The sequence below is a fragment of the Oribacterium asaccharolyticum ACB7 genome, assembly GCF_000238075.1.
In the GTDB taxonomy this organism is placed as follows: domain Bacteria; phylum Bacillota; class Clostridia; order Lachnospirales; family Lachnospiraceae; genus Oribacterium; species Oribacterium asaccharolyticum.
Window position 1 is genome coordinate 195,051 of sequence record NZ_JH414506.1, and the last position, 16,951, is coordinate 212,001.

Genomic DNA, 16,951 nt, shown 5'->3' on the forward strand with positions numbered 1-16,951 from the left:
ATTAAATTTTAATTTTTATTTATGGATATAAACACGGCAATTAAGAAAAAATAGAGCTAATAATTTATATTTCCTTAATAAATCATTTTGTGATACTTCTATTTTTTTATTTTTATCTCTTGAAATCTATAGTCGATATGATAAAGTGACGAGTGACAAGAATGGTTTGATCCAATTTGGAGAAGGAGAACTATGAGAGCTAAGAGACAAATTTTGTCCCTTTTATTGGTGTTACTTTTGGTATGGCAGGGATTTTCTTTTGCCAACGCCGAAACAGGAAGCACACAAGGGATAGTGGGAAGCGGAACAGGCACGGAAGCCTCTGCCGCAAGTAGCAGTACAATTTCCGGAACAGGCACTGCAAGCAGCAGTACGATTTCCGGAGCAAGCAGCGCAAGCAAAACAGGAAAAGCAATTGAAAATGCTATATACGACCCGGAGTTCTTGATAGGCAATGATAAGGATAATCCCTTAAAGGATGGCGGAGGTCTTGGCAGCTATCAGTTTCTGCAATTTAAAGCGAAAATTAAGGTGCAGGGCTTAAAAATTGAAGAGGGAGACTATATCTCCATCCAACTTCCCAAGCAATTAAAGTCCACAGACACAAGCTTTGATATTTCGGGAACAGGCGGGAAAATTCTGGCTAAAGGAACATACAATGAGACGACCAAGGAAATTCGCATCACCTTCACTAAGGATGCCGAAAACTACAGCGGTACGGACGGAGGGGTGTCTTTTAGGACGAAAATTGACCAAAAAATGGTAGCGTCCACGACAAGTGCTCCGCTTAAACTGGAAATTAATGGACAAACGGTCATCAACTACAATATAAATTATCAGATTGTAACAAAAGAAAATCCGAAAAGTTTTTATAAAGACCGTGACTTCCCTCTTTATAAAGTTGTAGACAAGGACGGGAATACCCATTACTTAATCCATTACACCATGACCCTGGATATGAGAAATATCGAAAAGGTCCCCGGTGCTACAAGCTATGAAAATATTGTTTTTACCGACACTCTGCAGAGTGATGCGCTGAGTTACTTTGATGTAAAAAATCATTTTACGGATCTGAACTTGAATCAGGCTGATATTGATACCTATGCTCCTGTTCTTAGAAAAGGAATCTGGCGTTCCGGAGATTGGGTTAAAGTTCCCGGGAAAACGAGTAAAATATGGAAAAATGCCCCTGATGATTCCGATGCCAATCGAGGGAATGGTTGGAGTCTTCGCAATAGACAGAACCTTGAAGATTTTGCTCCGGCAGTAGCGGATAGCCCAAACTATTCTGCAGACGGAAGAAGTTTTACCTATTCTTTGGGAACCCTTGCTCCTGATGACGGCTATGAACTTAGCTATTATGTAGAGATTAACGAAGCTTTTAAAAATGGCGATAAATTCAAAAATTTAGCAACGCTTACCGGTGAGGGAATTGTTCCCGCAGAAAAGCTTAGAGATTTTGTAGTCAGTGATGCCGGCGGTTTCTTAAACGGACAAAATTTCAATATTCAGATTAAGAAAGTTGGAGATGGCGGCGAAGCTCTGCAGGGAGCAAAGTTTACTTTAGTGAATCCTAAGACTAAATATACAAAGACGATTGTGACTGATGAGAACGGTATCGCAAAGCTCGAAAATGTTTTGAAAGCCGACTATGTCTTGACCGAGGTGGAAGCACCGGAAGGCTACGAGCTGGATTCCACTCCCCGCACCATCAGCAAGACGGATTTTGAGAATTCCGTCGCAAACGGGTCCACTGTGGAAGTGGAAGCTGTCAATAAGAAAGAGGAAGAGCAGCCGAAATTCCGGAATCTTTCCGTGAAAAAGGAATGGGTTTTGGATCCCGCGCTTGCAACAAACAAGCCCGAGAAGGTTAAGGTTTCCGTTTTAAAGAACGGAGTTAAGGATGAAAACCTTACGGTAGAGCTATCCGCAGCCAACGACTGGAAGGCAAGCTTCTCCAATCTTCCCAAGCAGGATGCCAACGGAAAGGAAATTGTTTATACCGTTTCCGAAGAGGAAGTAGCAGGCTTTAAGGCGGCTATTTCCGGATCGGAAAAGACAGGATTCACCATCAGCAACTATAACGGTTCCAGAGTGGTAATTCCGGTAACCAAGATTTGGCAGGGTAAGGGACCTCACCCCGACCATTTGAATGTACAGCTGTTTGCTAATGAAGAGAAGGTAGCGACTTATACCTTAAACAAGGCTAACGCTTGGCAGCATAGCTTTGATATGCCAAAGCTTGATGCAAACGGTAAAGAAATCCGTTATACCGTTACTGAGGATAGCGTTGCCGGCTATACAGCAACAACCCAAAGCAATCCGGCTACCGGCTATGTCAATGTTTTTATAAACAAAAAGAATGATGTTCCTCCTGTAAAGCCCGGTAACGGCGGCGGAAATGGCGGCGGAAATCCTCCCAAGCCGAGTCCCAACCCCTCTACTCCAAATGAGCCGGGTGACCCGTCCGGAAATGGAGAAAGACCCGGAGAAGTCTTAAATGCAAACAGACCGTCTATCAGTTCCCCGGAAAGTAATCCGGAGGGTTCCGTGCTCGGTGCAGGCAGAAACAATGCTCCTGAAGCAAAGGGAACGGTTTTAGGATCCGGACGCGGACAGACCAAGACCGGTGATTCCGCAAATATGCCCGTCTACTTTGCACTCTTTGCCTTAACAGGCTTAGGCTTCTGTATCGTTGTACTGAACAACTACAGGAAGGAAAAAAAGAACTAAGACGAAATATCGCCTGCTCCGGGCAGGATATTCGTTAAGAGGGAAAAGGAAGAGGCAGATTGTCTCTTCCTTTTTTGTGCGGATGAATCCTTTTTCTTCCTCATTTACAAACTTGCCGATTTCCTGTACAATGCCCATAATTTTTCATCTGCCGGAACTCCGACTTCAGTGGATGGGCCTTCCCCTATTTCATGGTGAAAACAGAAAGGAGTAGTATGTTGTTCATTCGTCAATTTATTTTTCCGAAAGAAAAAACCGAGCATTTACGATTCTTCGATGTCCTGATTATCACCGCCATTTTATTCGGGCATTTTATCATTCTCTCCACGGAATTGTTTCTGGAGAGTTTCAAAGCAGGGGTTTCCGCCATTCTTCCGGCTTTTTCCCTCTCTCCGGTTCTCCTCAGTGAAAATGGCAGCGGAATCTTGGAAACGGTTGCCGAAGCGGTTGATAGTACAACGGAAGGCGTTGCCTATTCCGGCAATTTGCAATTTCAATCCATGATGCTTATCTTGGCTTTTCTCTATCTATGGATTCGAAACTTTGATTTTAAACAAATTCCTTTTCGTTTCCGTCTCTCCGTTATCCCCTGGTTTTTCATCATCCTCGCGGTTATGGGACTCAGTGCGGATTTTCTCTATCTGCTCTTTGATAACGGCTATAACTATTTCACCAAAGAAATTCTGATGTCTCTGGATTTTTTTGAGTTATTCCGAAAAATAGCGGTATTAAGCCCTATCGCCATCCTCTATGCACTGTTGAATGCCTTTTATGAAGAATACTTTTTCCTCGGTCTTTTGGGTACGGTAGACCAAAAATACAAGTGGCAGACTCTTCTTTATTCCACACTGATCCGTATTTCCTTCCACACCTACCAGGGACTTCCTTCCGCACTGATAATAGGCATTGTTTTCGGTCTGATTTACTACTACTTTTATCATCGAAGAAGCAAAAATCTCCTTCCCCTTGTTTTGGTCCACTCCATGGCTGATATGTTCGGCTCCGGATTTCTCTATATCTTTGCCCGATTCTAAGCCGGAAAGCATCGATTCTAAGCCGGAAGGCATCGATTGCAATCCGGAAGACATCAATGTAATCCGGAAGACATCGATGTACTTGCAAAAATGCAATTTTTTCAGTAAAATCTAAGGGACTTTGTATACAAGAAAAAGTAGTCAAGGGGATAAAACAATGGATGAAATAGAGCTCAAGGCGCACGGGAAAATTAATCTGTCCCTGGATGTCTTAAGCCGAAGAGAAGACGGCTATCACAATGTAAAAATGATTATGCAAAGTGTCGCTTTACATGATACGGTTTTCCTGAAAAAGGAAGAAGAAAGAGGCATTCGCTTATCCTGTAACCTTGCTTCCCTTCCTACAGACGAGGGCAATCTGATGGTTAGAGCAGCAAAGCTGATGCAGGAAGAATTTTCCATACCGGACGGAATCGGCATGCGTCTTCATAAGCGTCTTCCCGTAGCCGCCGGAATGGCAGGAGGATCAAGTGATGCTGCTGCCGTATTCTTAGGGCTGAATCAGCTCTTCCATCTGGGACTTTCTGTTTCGGAACTGGAAAAGCGAGCCGTAAAACTCGGAGCCGATATTCCCTTCTGTTTACATAGAGGCTGCTTTCTTTCTGAAGGGATTGGAGAAAAGTTGCAAGAACTCCCTCCTCTCCCCCCCTGTCACATCATTCTGGCCAAGCCCGCATTTTCCCTGTCTACGAAACTGATTTATGAGAATCTCCACGTAGACGGCATTCATAAAGCGGAGCACCCCGATGTGGATCGGATGATACAAGAATTGAAAAAAAACAATTTGGAAGGAATCTGCCATTTAGGCGGAAATATTCTGGAAAGGGTGAGCCTTAAGCTCAGACCGGAAATCCGCGAGTTAAAGAACTATTTTACGGAAAAAGGCGCTCTTCTGTCCCTTATGAGCGGCTCCGGTCCGACCGTCTTTGCCATCTTTCCGAAAGAGGAGGAGGCAAAATGCCATGCAATTTTAGAGGATCTGAAAAACACGGCACTGAACAATCTTCTGGAATTAAGCTGCATTACCGCACCATGTTAGGCAGCATTTCCAATACGAAACATTTTTTACTGAAAGAGAGAATAAGGAGGATAGCATGGGTAGCGATTTCACAATCAATATGAACGAATATCTCCCCCTTCGGGATTTGGTTTTCAATACACTGCGGCAGGCCATCTTAAAGGGCGAATTGAAGCCGGGCGAGAGGCTCATGGAGATTCAGCTGGCAGAAAAACTGGGAGTATCCAGGACACCTATCCGAGAAGCCATTCGAAAGCTGGAGCTCGAGGGTCTGGTTCTGATGATTCCGAGACGCGGTGCGGAAGTCGCTAAGATATCCCATAAGTCTCTCCAGGATGTTTTGGAAGTGCGCGGTGCGTTGGAAGAGCTTGCGACGGATCTGGCCTGTCAGCGCATTACCGATGAACAGCTTACAGCCCTCCGTGATGCGGAAAATCATTTCAAAGCTGTAGTGGAAAGAGGCACGGAGATGGAAATCGCCGAGGCCGATGAGGCTTACCATGACATCATATATCACGCCACGGGAAATCAACGCCTGATTCAGATGATTAACAATCTCCGGGAACAAATGTATCGTTATCGCTTGGAATACATTAAAGATGAGGCACAGAGAGGAACTCTGATCAGTGAGCACGAAAAGATTCTGGAGGCTATCCGTATCCGTGATATCATTCGTGCCAAGGCGCTGATGAAGGAACATATCGATAATCAGGAGATGACTGTTTCCAAAAATTTAAACGAGGCGGAAGAAAGAAGCCGACAGGCTGCAGGCAAGCGTTAAATTTTTTCTTTCAACGGGTGGCAAAAATCGGCAGGATGAAAGGAGTTTTGAAATGAAGAAAATTGTATTACTTGTAGGAATCATGGGAATGCTCGGCATGATGGCCTGTGCGAAGAAAACGGCTACGGAAACCGAAAAGATGACCGAAGCCTCTACGGAAATCAAGGTTGGCGAAGACGGCGAAAAGCAGGAAAACGAAGCCAAAAACAGCAGTGAGAAGGCTACTGAAGCGGAGAGTGAAGCCAAGGGAAAGGAAGGCGGCGGAAAAGAAAAGAAGGATCTTACCGTAATCAGCGGCACTATCACCGATGCCGCAATGTACAGCGTAAATGTGCAGGGCAATGACGGAAAAGATTATGCACTGAACAAAACCGAAAAGACCGATATTTCCGGACTCTCCCAAGGAATCGAAATCGGCACCAAAGTAGAAGTTACCTTCGATAAAGATATGAACATCATCTCCATGGTAGATCCGGGGAAATAGGCGGAGAGGAGAAGTTGTTTTTTGCAAAATATAACGCCTACTCCATTATCAGGATAAAGCGTTTGGAGACGTCGGCACTTGCAGAGAGCAAGCTATGCGAAGCTCAATGCTTAGTGCCGCTACGTCGGAACCGAGCGCGAGCGTCTTTAGACGGATAATGGAGTAGGCGATTATTGTTCATACAAAACGACTTCCCCTCTCCTCCTTGTCTCCTCAACAAGGATGAGTCTTTGGTTCTTTGAGCCTCGAAAGAGAAGGGTGATGTCTTTTTCCGCTTCTATAAAGCGTCCGTCTACAAGGACGGTAAGGTAAGAAAAGAGCTCGTCGAGCTCTTTTTTTTCTTCCCCTTCTCGAGAAAGAAGTTCTTCATAGGTGTAGCCGGAGTAGCACCAGATATCCTTCTTGGGAAGTCGTTCTTTCACTTTCCTTAGAAGCGGCAGAAGTGCATGAAGATTTGCCGGAAAAAGGGGTTCTCCGCCAAGAAGACTTAAGCCCTGAATCTCCGGCTTGGAAAGGGCTGTCAAAACCTTCTCCTCCACTACCTCCGTATATTTTTCTCCGTATTCATAATTCCAGGCAATCTCATTGAAACAGCCCGGACAGGCATGAGGACAGCCGGAGACAAAGAGACTGACTCTTATCCCCGGCCCGTTTGCCACATCGAAATTTTTGATTTCCGCAAAGTACATAGTACCCTTTCTCTAAAGAAGTTCTTCATTTTGTGTATATGGAAATAGGGGCACGCTCTCGCTAACCTCGCCTCGTAGGGGATACTAAGCGAAAAACTGCATTTTATTTGTTTTTCGCAAGTACCCACGGGCTCAGATTACCCCTTATTTCCATATACGCAAAATTGTCCACACACTGTCTTTATATAAAGTCTACAGGTGAAGTACCCTATCCTTAATCTCCTGTGTTCTCCCCTGATTCCAGAACTGGGTCCCGATGTAGCCGCAGGTTCTTCTTGCCACGGACAGTAGGTCCTGGTTTGTATTTCCACAGTTCGGGCAACGCCACTGGAGCTTTCCGTAGCTGTCTTCGATAATCTGAATCTCTCCGTCGTAACCGCAGGCGCAACAATAGTCTGACTTGGTATTCAGCTCCGCATACATGATGTTCTCGTAGATAAACTTCATAAGGCTGAGTACCGCCGGAATATTGTTCTGAAGATTCGGAACCTCTACATAACTGATGGCTCCGCCCGGAGAGAGCTTCTGGAAGTCCGCCTCAAAGGAAAGCTTTGAGAACGCGTCAATTTTCTCCGAAACATGCACATGGTAGGAGTTCGTGATGTAGTTCTTGTCCGTTACACCGGGAATCTCCCCGAAACGCTTCTTTAAAGCCTTTGCAAACTTATAGGTGGTGGATTCCATTGGAGTTCCGTAAACGGAGTAGCTGATATTTTCCGCCTCTCTCCACTTCTTGCAGGAATCATTCAGCTTCTCCATAACCTTCAGGGAAAATTCTCTTCCCTGCTCTGTCGTATGGGAAACACCGAGCATCCGAACACACATTTCGTACAGACCCGCATAGCCGAGAGAAATCGTGCTGTAGTTATTGAAGAGAAGCTTATCGATGGTCTCCCCCTTCTTCAGTCTTGCAAGTGCGCCGTATTGCCAAAGAATCGGCGCTACATCGGATACCGTACCGAGCAATCTTTCATGGCGAAGACGAAGAGCTCTATGACAAAGTTCCAGGCGCTCGTCTAAAATCTCCCAGAACTTCTCCATATCTCCGTCGGAAGAACAAGCCACATCCACTAAATTGATCGTTACCACACCCTGATTAAAACGACCGTAGTACTTGTGCTTTCCGTTTTCTCCGAGTCCTTCTTTATCCTCCGTAAGGAAGGAACGGCAGCCCATACAGGGATAAACATCGCCGCCTTTATACTCCTTCATCTTCTTTGCGGAAATATAGTCGGGGACCATTCGCTTTGCCGTACACTTTGCGGAAAGCTCCGTAAGATAGTAATAGGGGGAATTCTCGTGGATGTTGTCATCATCCAGCACATAAATCAGTTTCGGGAAGGCCGGCGTAATCCAAACGCCCTTCTCGTTCTTTACACCCTGCATCCTCTGACGAAGCACCTCTTCGATAATCATGGCAAGGTCATCCCGTACCGGGCCCTTCTCCACCTCATCTAAGTACATAAACATGGTCACAAAGGGAGCCTGTCCGTTACAGGTCATAAGAGTAATCAGCTGATACTGGATTGTCTGGATTCCGCTCTTGATTTCTTCTTTCAGACGACGATTCACAATTTTTGCGATAATTTCCTCGTCCATGTTTTCGCCGGTCTCTTTTCTTTCCTCGATAACCGCTTCTCTAATCTTCTGTCTGGAAATGTCCACGAAGGGCGCCAGGTGCGAAAGGGTAAAGGACTGCCCGCCGTACTGGTTGGAGGCCACCTGTGCCACAATCTGCGTAGTAACATTGCAGGCGGTAAAGAAGCTGTGCGGCTTCTCAATCATGGTTTCGGAAATCACGGTTCCGTTCTGGAGCATATCCTCCAAGTTAATGAGGTCACAGTTATGCTCCTTCTGTGCATAGTAATCGGAATCATGGAAATGAATAATGCCGTCCTCATGGGCATGCACAATATCTTCAGGGAGCAGAAGTCTCCTCGTTAAGTCCTTGGAAACCTCTCCTGCCATATAATCTCTCTGGGTAGAATTAATGACCGGATTTTTATTGGAATTCTCCTGCTTCAGTTCTTCGTTTGCCTGATCGATAAGCGCCAAAATATCTTCATCCGTAGAGTTTGCCTTTCTTGCCATTTCTCTCTTATAGCGATAACGGACATACTTCTGTGCTACCTCATAACCGCGCATCTCCATAATGGCAGTCTCTACCATATCCTGGATTTCTTCTACGTTCACGGCATAGCTTTTTGTTTGAATCTTCTTTACCACGCTGTCCGCAGCTGCCTGAATCTGATAAGCATTCAACTGGTAGATCGGATCAACCTCCTTGTTGGCCTTCTCAATGGCATGGACAATCTTGGAAAGGTCGAACTTCACCTCTTTCCCGTTTCGCTTAATGACATTCTTCATGAGTAAAACTTCTGTTTCCATACTTCCCCCTAGCCGTGAAAAAAGCCGGAAAAGACCGGCTCTATGCACTTTCCGCTTTCTCTTTTTTATACCAATCCTGTCAAGTCTTAAATCCCGAACAAAACATGATATTGTTTAATTCTTCTATTCAAGCACTATATATTGTGTGACGCTCCCTATCATACGACAAAGATAAGCTTTTTAAAAGGGGGAAAAATAGAAAATTAAGTACAAAAAAAAGGAAAAATTTAGACATTTTTCCTTTTTCCATAATGAAGCTTCTTTCCTTGAAAAGCTCCGGGCTTTTATTCTCTGAAAAAATTCACCGGATTATAGCTCTTCTCATTCCGAATCGTCGTGCTTTCCTCATGTCCCGGAAAAACCAGCGTCTCTTCCGGCAGTGTAAAAAGCTTTTCCCGGATACTTCGTATAATTTCTTTCTCGCTTCCGCTGTACAGATCGGTCCTGCCATAGGATTCGCAAAAAAGCGTGTCTCCGCTGAACAGATAGGGAACTTCACCCTCCACAAAAAAGCAGATAGACCCCCGGGTGTGTCCCGGAGTGGACAGAACCTTCCATTTTTTCCCTAAAAACTCCAGTTCCTCTCCGTCCCGAAGCGCGGTAAAGTCTTGAATCTCCACGTTGTCCTCCGGGTCCCTTCCGGACATATTGAGCTGCCCGTTTCCAAGCATCTTTCTTTCTTCTTCCGCCGCATAAAGCGGAATCTTATATTTTTCTCTTAGAGCGGGAACGGCAAGAATATGATCAAAATGCCCATGGGTAAGAAGGATAGCCTGCGGATGCAGTTCCTCTTCTTCCAGGAAGGAGAGAATCCGTTCCGCTTCCGCTCCGGGATCAATTATGACCGCATCCCTGCTCTTCTTATCATAGACGATATAGCAATTGGTTCCGACAATGCCTACCACTATGCTTTTTACCTGCAGCATTATCCCTTCCCCCTTTCTATCTCGTAAACGCCCTGGATTTTCCTTAATTTTCCGATGATCCCGTTTAAAACCTCCTTGTTCGGTACCTCGAAAGAAAGAAGAATCGTTACCTTCCCGTTCTTTGAGGAGTGCGTGTTCATTCCTTGAATCGCAATGTTATCGTCTGATAAAACCTTGGAAATATCCACAATCAGGCCCACACGGTTATTGGTGAAAATCTGCAACTCCGTAGCATAACTCTCTCCGTTTCCGGGATTGCTTTCCCACTCTACCTCGATTCGTCTTGCCTTCTCATCTTCCGACAAATCCATGATGTTAATGCAATCGGTTCGATGTACCGTAATACCGCGACCTCTCGTCACAAAACCGACCACCTCATCCCCCGGCACCGGATTACAACATCTGGCATAGCGCACCGCAAGGTCGTGGATTCCTTTCACAATAATACCGGACTTGGACTTCCGAATGACTTCCGGCTTCCTCGTCAAATCTTCAATATTCTTTAATACGGTCTTATCATCAATATTCTTGTCTTCCGCCTTGTGCTTCGCATCCAGAAGTTTAGCAATGACTTGGGACTCTTTGATTCCCCCTCTTCCTACCGCGGCAAGAACACTGTCCCAATCTCTATAGCTATAGCGACGGAGAACCGCCTCAATATATTCCGGCTTCGTAAGCTCGGGAAGGGAAATCCCTTTGGCCTTCACATACTTATCAAGAAGATCCTTCCCCCTGTCCAGATTCTCATCCTTCTGCTCATGACGGAACCACTGGTTAATCTTATTCTTGGCCTGCGTGGACTTGACAATCTTCAGCCAGTCCCGAGAAGGTCCCCTGGAGTTTTGGCTCGTAATGATGTCTACACGATCTCCATTTTGTAATTGATACTCTATCGGAACGAGCTTATCGTTGACCTTCGCCCCGACCATCTTATTTCCCACGGCAGAGTGAATCGAGTAGGCAAAGTCAATCGGCGTGGAACCCTGCGGAAGGTTTTTAACATCTCCTGTAGGGGTAAAGCAATATACATTGACATTAAAGAGAGAGAGGTCGGACTTGACCATATTCATAAATTCCTTGGAATCCGACTCATCCTTCTGCCATTCCAGAATTTCATGCAGCCACTTCATTTTGGACATCTCCGTCTCCGTGGCCTTCTTGTCGGAGCCTCCCTGCTCCTTATACTTCCAGTGTGCGGCAATACCGAATTCTGCCGTTCTGTGCATCTCAAAGGTTCGAATCTGAATCTCAAAAGGCACGCCGTCTCTTCCGATAACCGTAGTGTGCAGTGACTGGTACATATTGGGCTTCGGCATCGCAATATAGTCTTTAAAACGCCCCGGAATCGGTCTGTACATCTTGTGAATGACGCCCAACACCGCATAGCAATCCCGCACGGACTCTACAATAATCCGAATGGCAAAGAGATCGTAAATCTGGTCAATGGTCTTATTCTGGTTGACCATCTTTTTATAGATGGAGAAAAAGTGCTTAATCCTCCCCTTGATATTTGCCTCGATTCCGCTTTCCTCGATATGCTCCCGCACCTCTTCCACGATAGCATTGATACGGTCTTCTCTCGCCTCTCTCTTAAAATGGACCTTATCCGCAAGATCGTAGTAAACCTCCGGCTCCAAATACTTTAAAGAGAGATCATCCATTTCAATCTTAATTTTGCTGATACCGAGACGGTCCGCAAGAGGAGAATAAATCTCTAAAGACTCTCTGGCTTTCTCCTTCCGTTTTTCCGGGCTTTGGTATTCCAGAGTCCTTAAGTTATGCAGTCGATCGGCAAGCTTTATAATAATAACTCGAATATCCTTGGCCATGGAGACAAACATTTTTCGGAGGTTCTCCGCCTGCATCTCCACCTTATCCGAATTCAGATTCAATTTTGTCAGTTTGGTTACGCCGTCTACCAGGGTAGCCACATCCGGATTAAACTCCTTCTCTACCTCCTCCAGGGTCATGCCCGTATCTTCCACCACATCATGAAGAAGCCCTGCCGCAATGGTTTCTTTGTCCATCTCCAAATCGGCAAGAATAATCGCAACGCAAAGCGGATGTATAATATAGGGTTCCCCTGACTTTCTCTTCTGCTCCTTATGTTGCTCCTTCGCCACTTCGTAAGCCTTCGTAATCATGGAAAGGTCTTCCGAAGGATGATAGGAACGCACATCTTTAAGAAGCATCTCTAACAGCTCTTCAGGAGGCGTATTGTCTTTCGGTCTCTCCAGAGCCCTGTCTTCCTTCTTATCTATCAGCATAATGACTCCCATTCCTACAATATACGGCTATTTTACCCTGTTCCTTAAGCCTTGTCAAAATGCCTCTCTATTCTCTATTCTGATTACTCTATTCTCTATTCTTTATCAACTGACAAAATCTTTACTCTATTCTCTATTCTGCTGAAAAAAAAATTTTTTTCAGCGAGATGCTCTCGTATATTTCTATTTTTATTAAGGACAAAGACACAATTCCGTCATATCTTTCCGCTAAAATTTCCTTCAGGAAGCCGGAGTGAGAACGTGCCTTATCGAGAAACCGAGTGAATCGTGAAAAAGCAATGATTTCCTTGTATTGCTTCAATTTTTTTAGAAAAACAGTCGATATAGTAAAGGCAAACAAGAAAGTGAGAGGTTGTGCTTTTATGAATATTTTATTTTTCATGACCCCGAAGTGTGATGTAGCTTATGTGGAAGAAGAAGATAGCTTGCGAAACACCTTGGAAAAGATGGAATTTCATCGTTATTCTTCTATCCCGGTACTGACAAAGGATGGAAAATTTGCAGGGACCCTGACCGAAGGGGACCTCTTATGGGAAATCAAAAATCAATTGAAACTGGACTTACGGGAATCCGAAAAAGTTCTGGTAAAGGACATCCCTATGCGAAAGCATTTTGAGGCGGTTGGCATCAACAGCTCTATGGAGAGCCTGGTGCACAAGGCCGTTACACAGAATTTTGTGCCGGTCGTTGATGATGTAGGGCACTTTATCGGGATTGTAAAGCGCAGAGAGATTATGAATTATCTCTACCGCCATGCCGACTTCCATCATCTGGACGCGGAGGCCCTTAATGCTATTCCTTTAGACAGAGTCAGTTCGGGCTAAAAAAAGAGAGCATCTAAAACTTTCGGATGCTCTCTTCTTCTTTTTCTCCCGTTTTTTCTATTTTTCGAATCTCCACGGAATACGAAATCCCGTTTTCCGGTAGAACTTCAACTCTCTGGCCGAGTTTCTTTCCGATAATCGCCTTCCCCAAAGGGGAGATGTTGGAGATTTTCCCTTCCAGGGACTGTCCGCGGATGGAAGTCACGATGCGGTAGACCTCCTCTTCTTCCTCTTCCGGAAAATAGAGGGTCACCGTATCATTCATTCCCACCTCATCCGCCTTGCTTTCTGTGGAAATCACTTTGGCAAACTTCAAAATTCTTTCCAGATAACGGATACGGGACTCATTCTGATTTTTCTCTCTCTTTGCGGCATAGTACTCAAAGTTTTCCGACAAGTCTCCCTGCGCTCTGGCTTCCTTCACCGCTTCAATCAGATTCGGACGAAGCTCCAGCTTTCTTTTCAGAATCTCCGCCTCAATCTTTCGGACATCCTCTTTCGTTAATTCTTCAGACATGACAGATTATTTTCCTTCATAACAAATAAGCGATTCCAGTTCGTAACCGGCAAGCTTCTTTCTTCCTTCCAGTCCGGCAAGCTCCATGACCACGGAAATCTTGACTACTTCTCCCCCCAGCTTTTCCACGAGCTTACAAGCCGCTTCCAAGGTCCCTCCGGTGGCAATCAAATCATCCACAATCACTACCTTCATCCCTTTTTGAATGGCATCTTTATGAATTTCCACCTCCGCCTTACCGTATTCCAGATCATAGGCTACGGAAACCGTTTCTCTGGGGAGTTTCCCCTTCTTTCTCACCGGCACAAATCCTTTATGCATCTCATAGGCAATTGCCGTTCCGAAAATAAAGCCTCGGCTTTCCAAACCGATTACCAAATCAAAGTCAATTCCCTTAAGAGAATGAATGAGTCCGTCTACGGAATCCTTCAGTCCGTCCGGGTCTTGAATCAAAGAAGTAATATCTCTGAAGATGATACCTTTCTCGGGAAAATCCGGAATGGATAAAACATAATCTGCCAAATGCTCTTTTTTCATACTCTCCTCATTTCTTTACTCGCCTTTCCTCAATCGGCGAATAAATCCCCCTAAAACTTGATACCGCACGCTTTACGCACGTTACTTGTTATGAACGGAATATTGCGCTTATGCACTATTCTCGTCCTCCATAACTACTGCTTCTCTTTTTGCAGCTTTACCGCATAACTCTGTATCGCCGCCACGGTTTTCCCGTCCGTCAGCTTCCCGGCAAAAATCAACTCCTGCAGGTCGGAAAGTTCCCATTCCTCCAGGAAAATCTCCTCATCCACGTCAAAATGCTGCTCTCCCTTTTGCAAGTCTTTTGCCACATAGATGCCTATTTTTTCATCTAAAAAGGCCACCGTAGTATTCACAAAGAGTAAGAACTCCCAGTTTGCACTGCTGAAGCCCGTTTCCTCCTGCAATTCCCGCTTCGCGCAAAGAAGAAAATCCTCGTCCTCGCTGTCTCTCTTCCCGGCAGGAATTTCCAAGGTATAACGGTTCAGCGCATGACGAAACTGTTTCACCATCAGAATCTTTCCATTGGCAAGCACCGGAAGTACGGCAGCCGCCCCCATGTGGTGAATAAAGTCCCAGTGGGTCTTATGCCCTCCCACATCGACATAGTCATCATAGACCTCTAAAACGGAACCCTTGTACTTTAAAGTTCTTTCCAGAAGCGTTACCGGTTTTTTTACCTCCGCATCTTCCTTCTGAAAGTCTTTCGTCTCTTCTTTCATTTTTATTACTCCATATCCACATGAGAAACGCCATAGCCCGCCTTATTCACCCACTCTCGAATTTCCAGCTCACTATGTGCTTCCTTCATGCGAACTTCCGCGGTGTTCTTCTTCAGGTCTACGATTCCCCAGACTCCATCAACGGAATTCAGGGCATTTTCCACCTTATTCTTACAGTTTTCACAGTGCATATCTTCCACATTCAGTACAGCCTTGAACGGATAATGCTGAGGATTGTCGTCTTTCACTCCGACTTTTCGAACGGAACACTCTCCTCCGCCGCAACAACCGCTCTTCCCTCTTTTAATCATACTCCGTACTGCAAAAAACACAATCACTGCAATTAAAGCACCAATCACATAATTTCCCATTTTTCTGCCTCCTTATCTTTGTAGACGAGATATTCTTTCCTCAAAAGTAAACTGAATTAGCTAAATCTAACTCCATTTTTCAGGCTTTTCAAGGGAAAATTTTCTTAAAAAAGAATTCCTGTATCAGTCTTCCTCTTCTTTTTTCTCCTCCGACTCGATTAAGCGCACTACCGTCTTTCCGATTCTGTGCCCCTTAATCTCCGCTACATCAATGCTTAAATTATCCGTATCCAGGTGGAAAGTGCTTCCGTCCTCCGGTACCTTACCGAGAATCCCCATGATGTATCCGCCGAAGGTGTCTGCCGCTTCCGGATCCAGATGAATCTTTAATTCTTCGTTGACGTCTTCCAAATCTGCAGTACCGAGAATGATCCATTCCTTTTCTCCTACCGCCTCAATCGGCTCCGGCTCGGGAATCTCATCTTCTTCCTGCAGGTCTCCCACCAGGGCTTCAATCAGGTCATGCAAGGTAACAATCCCCGTCATCCCTCCATACTCATCGAGCACCACGCCGTAGTATTTTCTCTCCTTCTTCATGGTTTCAAAAAGATCGGACACCTTCATATTCTGTGAAATAAAGAAAGGGCGGTCTACCGCATTTTTCATCACATTCTGACGACTCAGATCATTCAGACGGAAATAGTCCTTGGTGTTCAAAATACCGATGATGTCGTCATCGTCTTTTCCGCAAATCGGATAGCAGGCGAAGCGATGCTCATGAATGGTCTTTCTCCACTGCCTGTCCGTATCTTCAATATAAAGCATTGCCACATCGGTTCTGTGGGTGCAGACATCCTCCACCGTCAAATCATTAAATTCGAAAACATTCTGAATAAACTCATTTTCCGAAGACTCTATGGTTCCCTTTTCCAGGCCTTCATCCACCATCATCAGGATGTCTTCCTCGGAAATGTGAGAAGGGTCTTCATCCGGATCGATGCCGATTAAACGAAGAATGGCATTGGTGGATGCGGAAAGAAGAAAAACGAGAGGCGTTGCCAATACGGAAACAAGGACAAGAATCGAAGCAATATTCAAAGCAATGGCCTCGGTATGCACCTGTGCAAGCCTCTTCGGAACAAGTTCTCCGAAAACAATACTGATGTAGGATAAAATAAGTGTAATCAGCACAATGGAAATGGGATGAATCACCTCTACCCTTAAGCCCGGAATAAAACGCATGACCGAACTGTCCAATAGCCCCGCAAAGCCCTCGGCCGCAAAAGCACTGGAAAGAAAGCCGGCAAGAGTAATCGCTACCTGTATCGTTGACAAAAAGCGAGAAGGTTCCTCCGTGAATTTTAAAAGCTTCTTTGCCTTCTTGTTTCCTTCCTCACTCAATTTCCTTATCTTTGCTTCCCCTACCTGTAAAACGGCGATTTCCGCACAGGAAAAAAATCCGTTTACCAAAATCAATATAAATAAGAGTATAACTCTTCCCACCATAGCGGTCCTTTATTCCTCCTTAAACTTCAACTTACTTCTGAAAACACCCTGAAACAACGTTTTTTTACAAGCAGAAAAAGGCATAGCAGAATTCCACTATACCTTCTTTTCTATCCTTTAAACATGATTGTAATACTTAGAGTAGGGGTTTCTGTATTCCCGTCTCCGTCGTCCATGACTGTTCCTTTCCCAA

General features: G+C 45.0%; 15 protein-coding genes. 6 read left to right on the top strand and 9 right to left on the bottom strand.

Going from position 1 to position 16,951, the window contains the following annotated elements; all coding sequences use genetic code 11:
• The first annotated feature begins 192 nt into the window (after positions 1-192).
• The 5 genes from HMPREF9624_RS08690 to HMPREF9624_RS08710 all read left to right on the top strand — a co-directional run bounded on the left by HMPREF9624_RS08690 (position 193) and on the right by HMPREF9624_RS08710 (position 6,050).
• Positions 193-2,733, top strand: coding sequence for a Cna B-type domain-containing protein (locus HMPREF9624_RS08690; RefSeq protein WP_009537432.1), 2,541 nt, complete (start codon positions 193-195; stop codon positions 2,731-2,733).
• Positions 2,734-2,948: 215 nt separating this feature from the next.
• Positions 2,949-3,767, top strand: a complete 819-nt coding sequence (locus tag HMPREF9624_RS08695) for a CPBP family glutamic-type intramembrane protease (RefSeq protein ID WP_009537433.1) — start codon at positions 2,949-2,951, stop codon at positions 3,765-3,767.
• A 157-nt stretch (positions 3,768-3,924) separates the two neighbouring features.
• A complete protein-coding gene (gene ispE / locus HMPREF9624_RS08700; protein WP_009537434.1) occupies positions 3,925-4,806 on the top strand; it encodes a 4-(cytidine 5'-diphospho)-2-C-methyl-D-erythritol kinase in 882 nt (293 codons plus the stop codon).
• Positions 4,807-4,861: 55 nt separating this feature from the next.
• Positions 4,862-5,566, top strand: coding sequence for a GntR family transcriptional regulator (locus HMPREF9624_RS08705; protein ID WP_009537435.1), 705 nt, complete (start codon positions 4,862-4,864; stop codon positions 5,564-5,566).
• 52 nt (positions 5,567-5,618) lie between these two features.
• Positions 5,619-6,050 (top strand): hypothetical protein, encoded by a 432-nt coding sequence (locus HMPREF9624_RS08710; protein WP_009537436.1) that lies wholly within the window; start codon positions 5,619-5,621, stop codon positions 6,048-6,050.
• A gap of 170 nt (positions 6,051-6,220) precedes the next feature.
• On the opposite strand, the gene nrdG is transcribed toward HMPREF9624_RS08710, so the two are convergent.
• The 4 genes from nrdG to HMPREF9624_RS08730 form a co-directional block, all read right to left on the bottom strand.
• Positions 6,221-6,739 carry an anaerobic ribonucleoside-triphosphate reductase activating protein gene (gene nrdG / locus HMPREF9624_RS08715; RefSeq protein ID WP_009537437.1) on the bottom strand — a complete coding sequence of 173 codons (519 nt, stop codon included), beginning with the start codon at positions 6,737-6,739 and terminating at the stop codon, positions 6,221-6,223.
• Positions 6,740-6,931: 192 nt separating this feature from the next.
• Positions 6,932-9,127 (bottom strand): anaerobic ribonucleoside-triphosphate reductase, encoded by a 2,196-nt coding sequence (gene nrdD / locus HMPREF9624_RS08720; RefSeq protein WP_009537438.1) that lies wholly within the window; start codon positions 9,125-9,127, stop codon positions 6,932-6,934.
• Between the two features lie 284 nt (positions 9,128-9,411).
• Complete coding sequence (locus HMPREF9624_RS08725; protein ID WP_009537439.1) at positions 9,412-10,053, bottom strand: MBL fold metallo-hydrolase; 642 nt, start codon at positions 10,051-10,053, stop codon at positions 9,412-9,414.
• On the bottom strand, positions 10,053-12,320 hold the full coding sequence (locus tag HMPREF9624_RS08730) for a RelA/SpoT family protein (RefSeq protein ID WP_009429649.1): 2,268 nt from the start codon (positions 12,318-12,320) through the stop codon (positions 10,053-10,055). The genes HMPREF9624_RS08725 and HMPREF9624_RS08730 overlap by 1 nt, the downstream gene beginning before the upstream one ends.
• A gap of 383 nt (positions 12,321-12,703) precedes the next feature.
• On the opposite strand from HMPREF9624_RS08730, the gene HMPREF9624_RS08735 reads away from it, so the two are divergent.
• Positions 12,704-13,165: a CBS domain-containing protein gene (locus HMPREF9624_RS08735; protein WP_009537440.1), complete on the top strand. Its 462-nt coding sequence runs from the start codon at positions 12,704-12,706 to the stop codon at positions 13,163-13,165.
• A gap of 13 nt (positions 13,166-13,178) precedes the next feature.
• Here HMPREF9624_RS08735 and greA read toward each other — a convergent pair whose 3' ends face one another.
• The 5 genes from greA to HMPREF9624_RS08760 form a co-directional block, all read right to left on the bottom strand.
• Positions 13,179-13,682, bottom strand: coding sequence for a transcription elongation factor GreA (gene greA, locus HMPREF9624_RS08740; protein WP_009429650.1), 504 nt, complete (start codon positions 13,680-13,682; stop codon positions 13,179-13,181).
• 6 nt (positions 13,683-13,688) lie between these two features.
• Positions 13,689-14,219 (bottom strand): adenine phosphoribosyltransferase, encoded by a 531-nt coding sequence (locus HMPREF9624_RS08745; protein ID WP_009537441.1) that lies wholly within the window; start codon positions 14,217-14,219, stop codon positions 13,689-13,691.
• Positions 14,220-14,353: 134 nt separating this feature from the next.
• Positions 14,354-14,941, bottom strand: a complete 588-nt coding sequence (locus tag HMPREF9624_RS08750; RefSeq protein WP_009428288.1) for an NUDIX domain-containing protein — start codon at positions 14,939-14,941, stop codon at positions 14,354-14,356.
• Positions 14,942-14,946: 5 nt separating this feature from the next.
• A complete protein-coding gene (locus HMPREF9624_RS08755) occupies positions 14,947-15,312 on the bottom strand; it encodes a FeoB-associated Cys-rich membrane protein (protein ID WP_009537442.1) in 366 nt (121 codons plus the stop codon).
• A gap of 123 nt (positions 15,313-15,435) precedes the next feature.
• Positions 15,436-16,758: a hemolysin family protein gene (locus tag HMPREF9624_RS08760; protein ID WP_009537443.1), complete on the bottom strand. Its 1,323-nt coding sequence runs from the start codon at positions 16,756-16,758 to the stop codon at positions 15,436-15,438.
• Positions 16,759-16,951: the final 193 nt, after the last annotated feature.

What these genes read in the sequence shown, in the direction of transcription:
- HMPREF9624_RS08690 (WP_009537432.1), top strand. Translation starts at nt 193, where the DNA reads ATGAGAGCTAAGAGACAAATTTTGTCCCTTTTATTGGTGTTACTTTTG.
- HMPREF9624_RS08695 (WP_009537433.1), top strand. Translation starts at nt 2,949, where the DNA reads ATGTTGTTCATTCGTCAATTTATTTTTCCGAAAGAAAAAACCGAGCAT.
- ispE (WP_009537434.1), top strand. Translation starts at nt 3,925, where the DNA reads ATGGATGAAATAGAGCTCAAGGCGCACGGGAAAATTAATCTGTCCCTG.
- HMPREF9624_RS08705 (WP_009537435.1), top strand. Translation starts at nt 4,862, where the DNA reads ATGGGTAGCGATTTCACAATCAATATGAACGAATATCTCCCCCTTCGG.
- HMPREF9624_RS08710 (WP_009537436.1), top strand. Translation starts at nt 5,619, where the DNA reads ATGAAGAAAATTGTATTACTTGTAGGAATCATGGGAATGCTCGGCATG.
- nrdG (WP_009537437.1), bottom strand. Translation starts at nt 6,739, where the DNA reads ATGTACTTTGCGGAAATCAAAAATTTCGATGTGGCAAACGGGCCGGGG.
- nrdD (WP_009537438.1), bottom strand. Translation starts at nt 9,127, where the DNA reads ATGGAAACAGAAGTTTTACTCATGAAGAATGTCATTAAGCGAAACGGG.
- HMPREF9624_RS08725 (WP_009537439.1), bottom strand. Translation starts at nt 10,053, where the DNA reads ATGCTGCAGGTAAAAAGCATAGTGGTAGGCATTGTCGGAACCAATTGC.
- HMPREF9624_RS08730 (WP_009429649.1), bottom strand. Translation starts at nt 12,320, where the DNA reads ATGCTGATAGATAAGAAGGAAGACAGGGCTCTGGAGAGACCGAAAGAC.
- HMPREF9624_RS08735 (WP_009537440.1), top strand. Translation starts at nt 12,704, where the DNA reads ATGAATATTTTATTTTTCATGACCCCGAAGTGTGATGTAGCTTATGTG.
- greA (WP_009429650.1), bottom strand. Translation starts at nt 13,682, where the DNA reads ATGTCTGAAGAATTAACGAAAGAGGATGTCCGAAAGATTGAGGCGGAG.
- HMPREF9624_RS08745 (WP_009537441.1), bottom strand. Translation starts at nt 14,219, where the DNA reads ATGAAAAAAGAGCATTTGGCAGATTATGTTTTATCCATTCCGGATTTT.
- HMPREF9624_RS08750 (WP_009428288.1), bottom strand. Translation starts at nt 14,941, where the DNA reads ATGAAAGAAGAGACGAAAGACTTTCAGAAGGAAGATGCGGAGGTAAAA.
- HMPREF9624_RS08755 (WP_009537442.1), bottom strand. Translation starts at nt 15,312, where the DNA reads ATGGGAAATTATGTGATTGGTGCTTTAATTGCAGTGATTGTGTTTTTT.
- HMPREF9624_RS08760 (WP_009537443.1), bottom strand. Translation starts at nt 16,758, where the DNA reads ATGGTGGGAAGAGTTATACTCTTATTTATATTGATTTTGGTAAACGGA.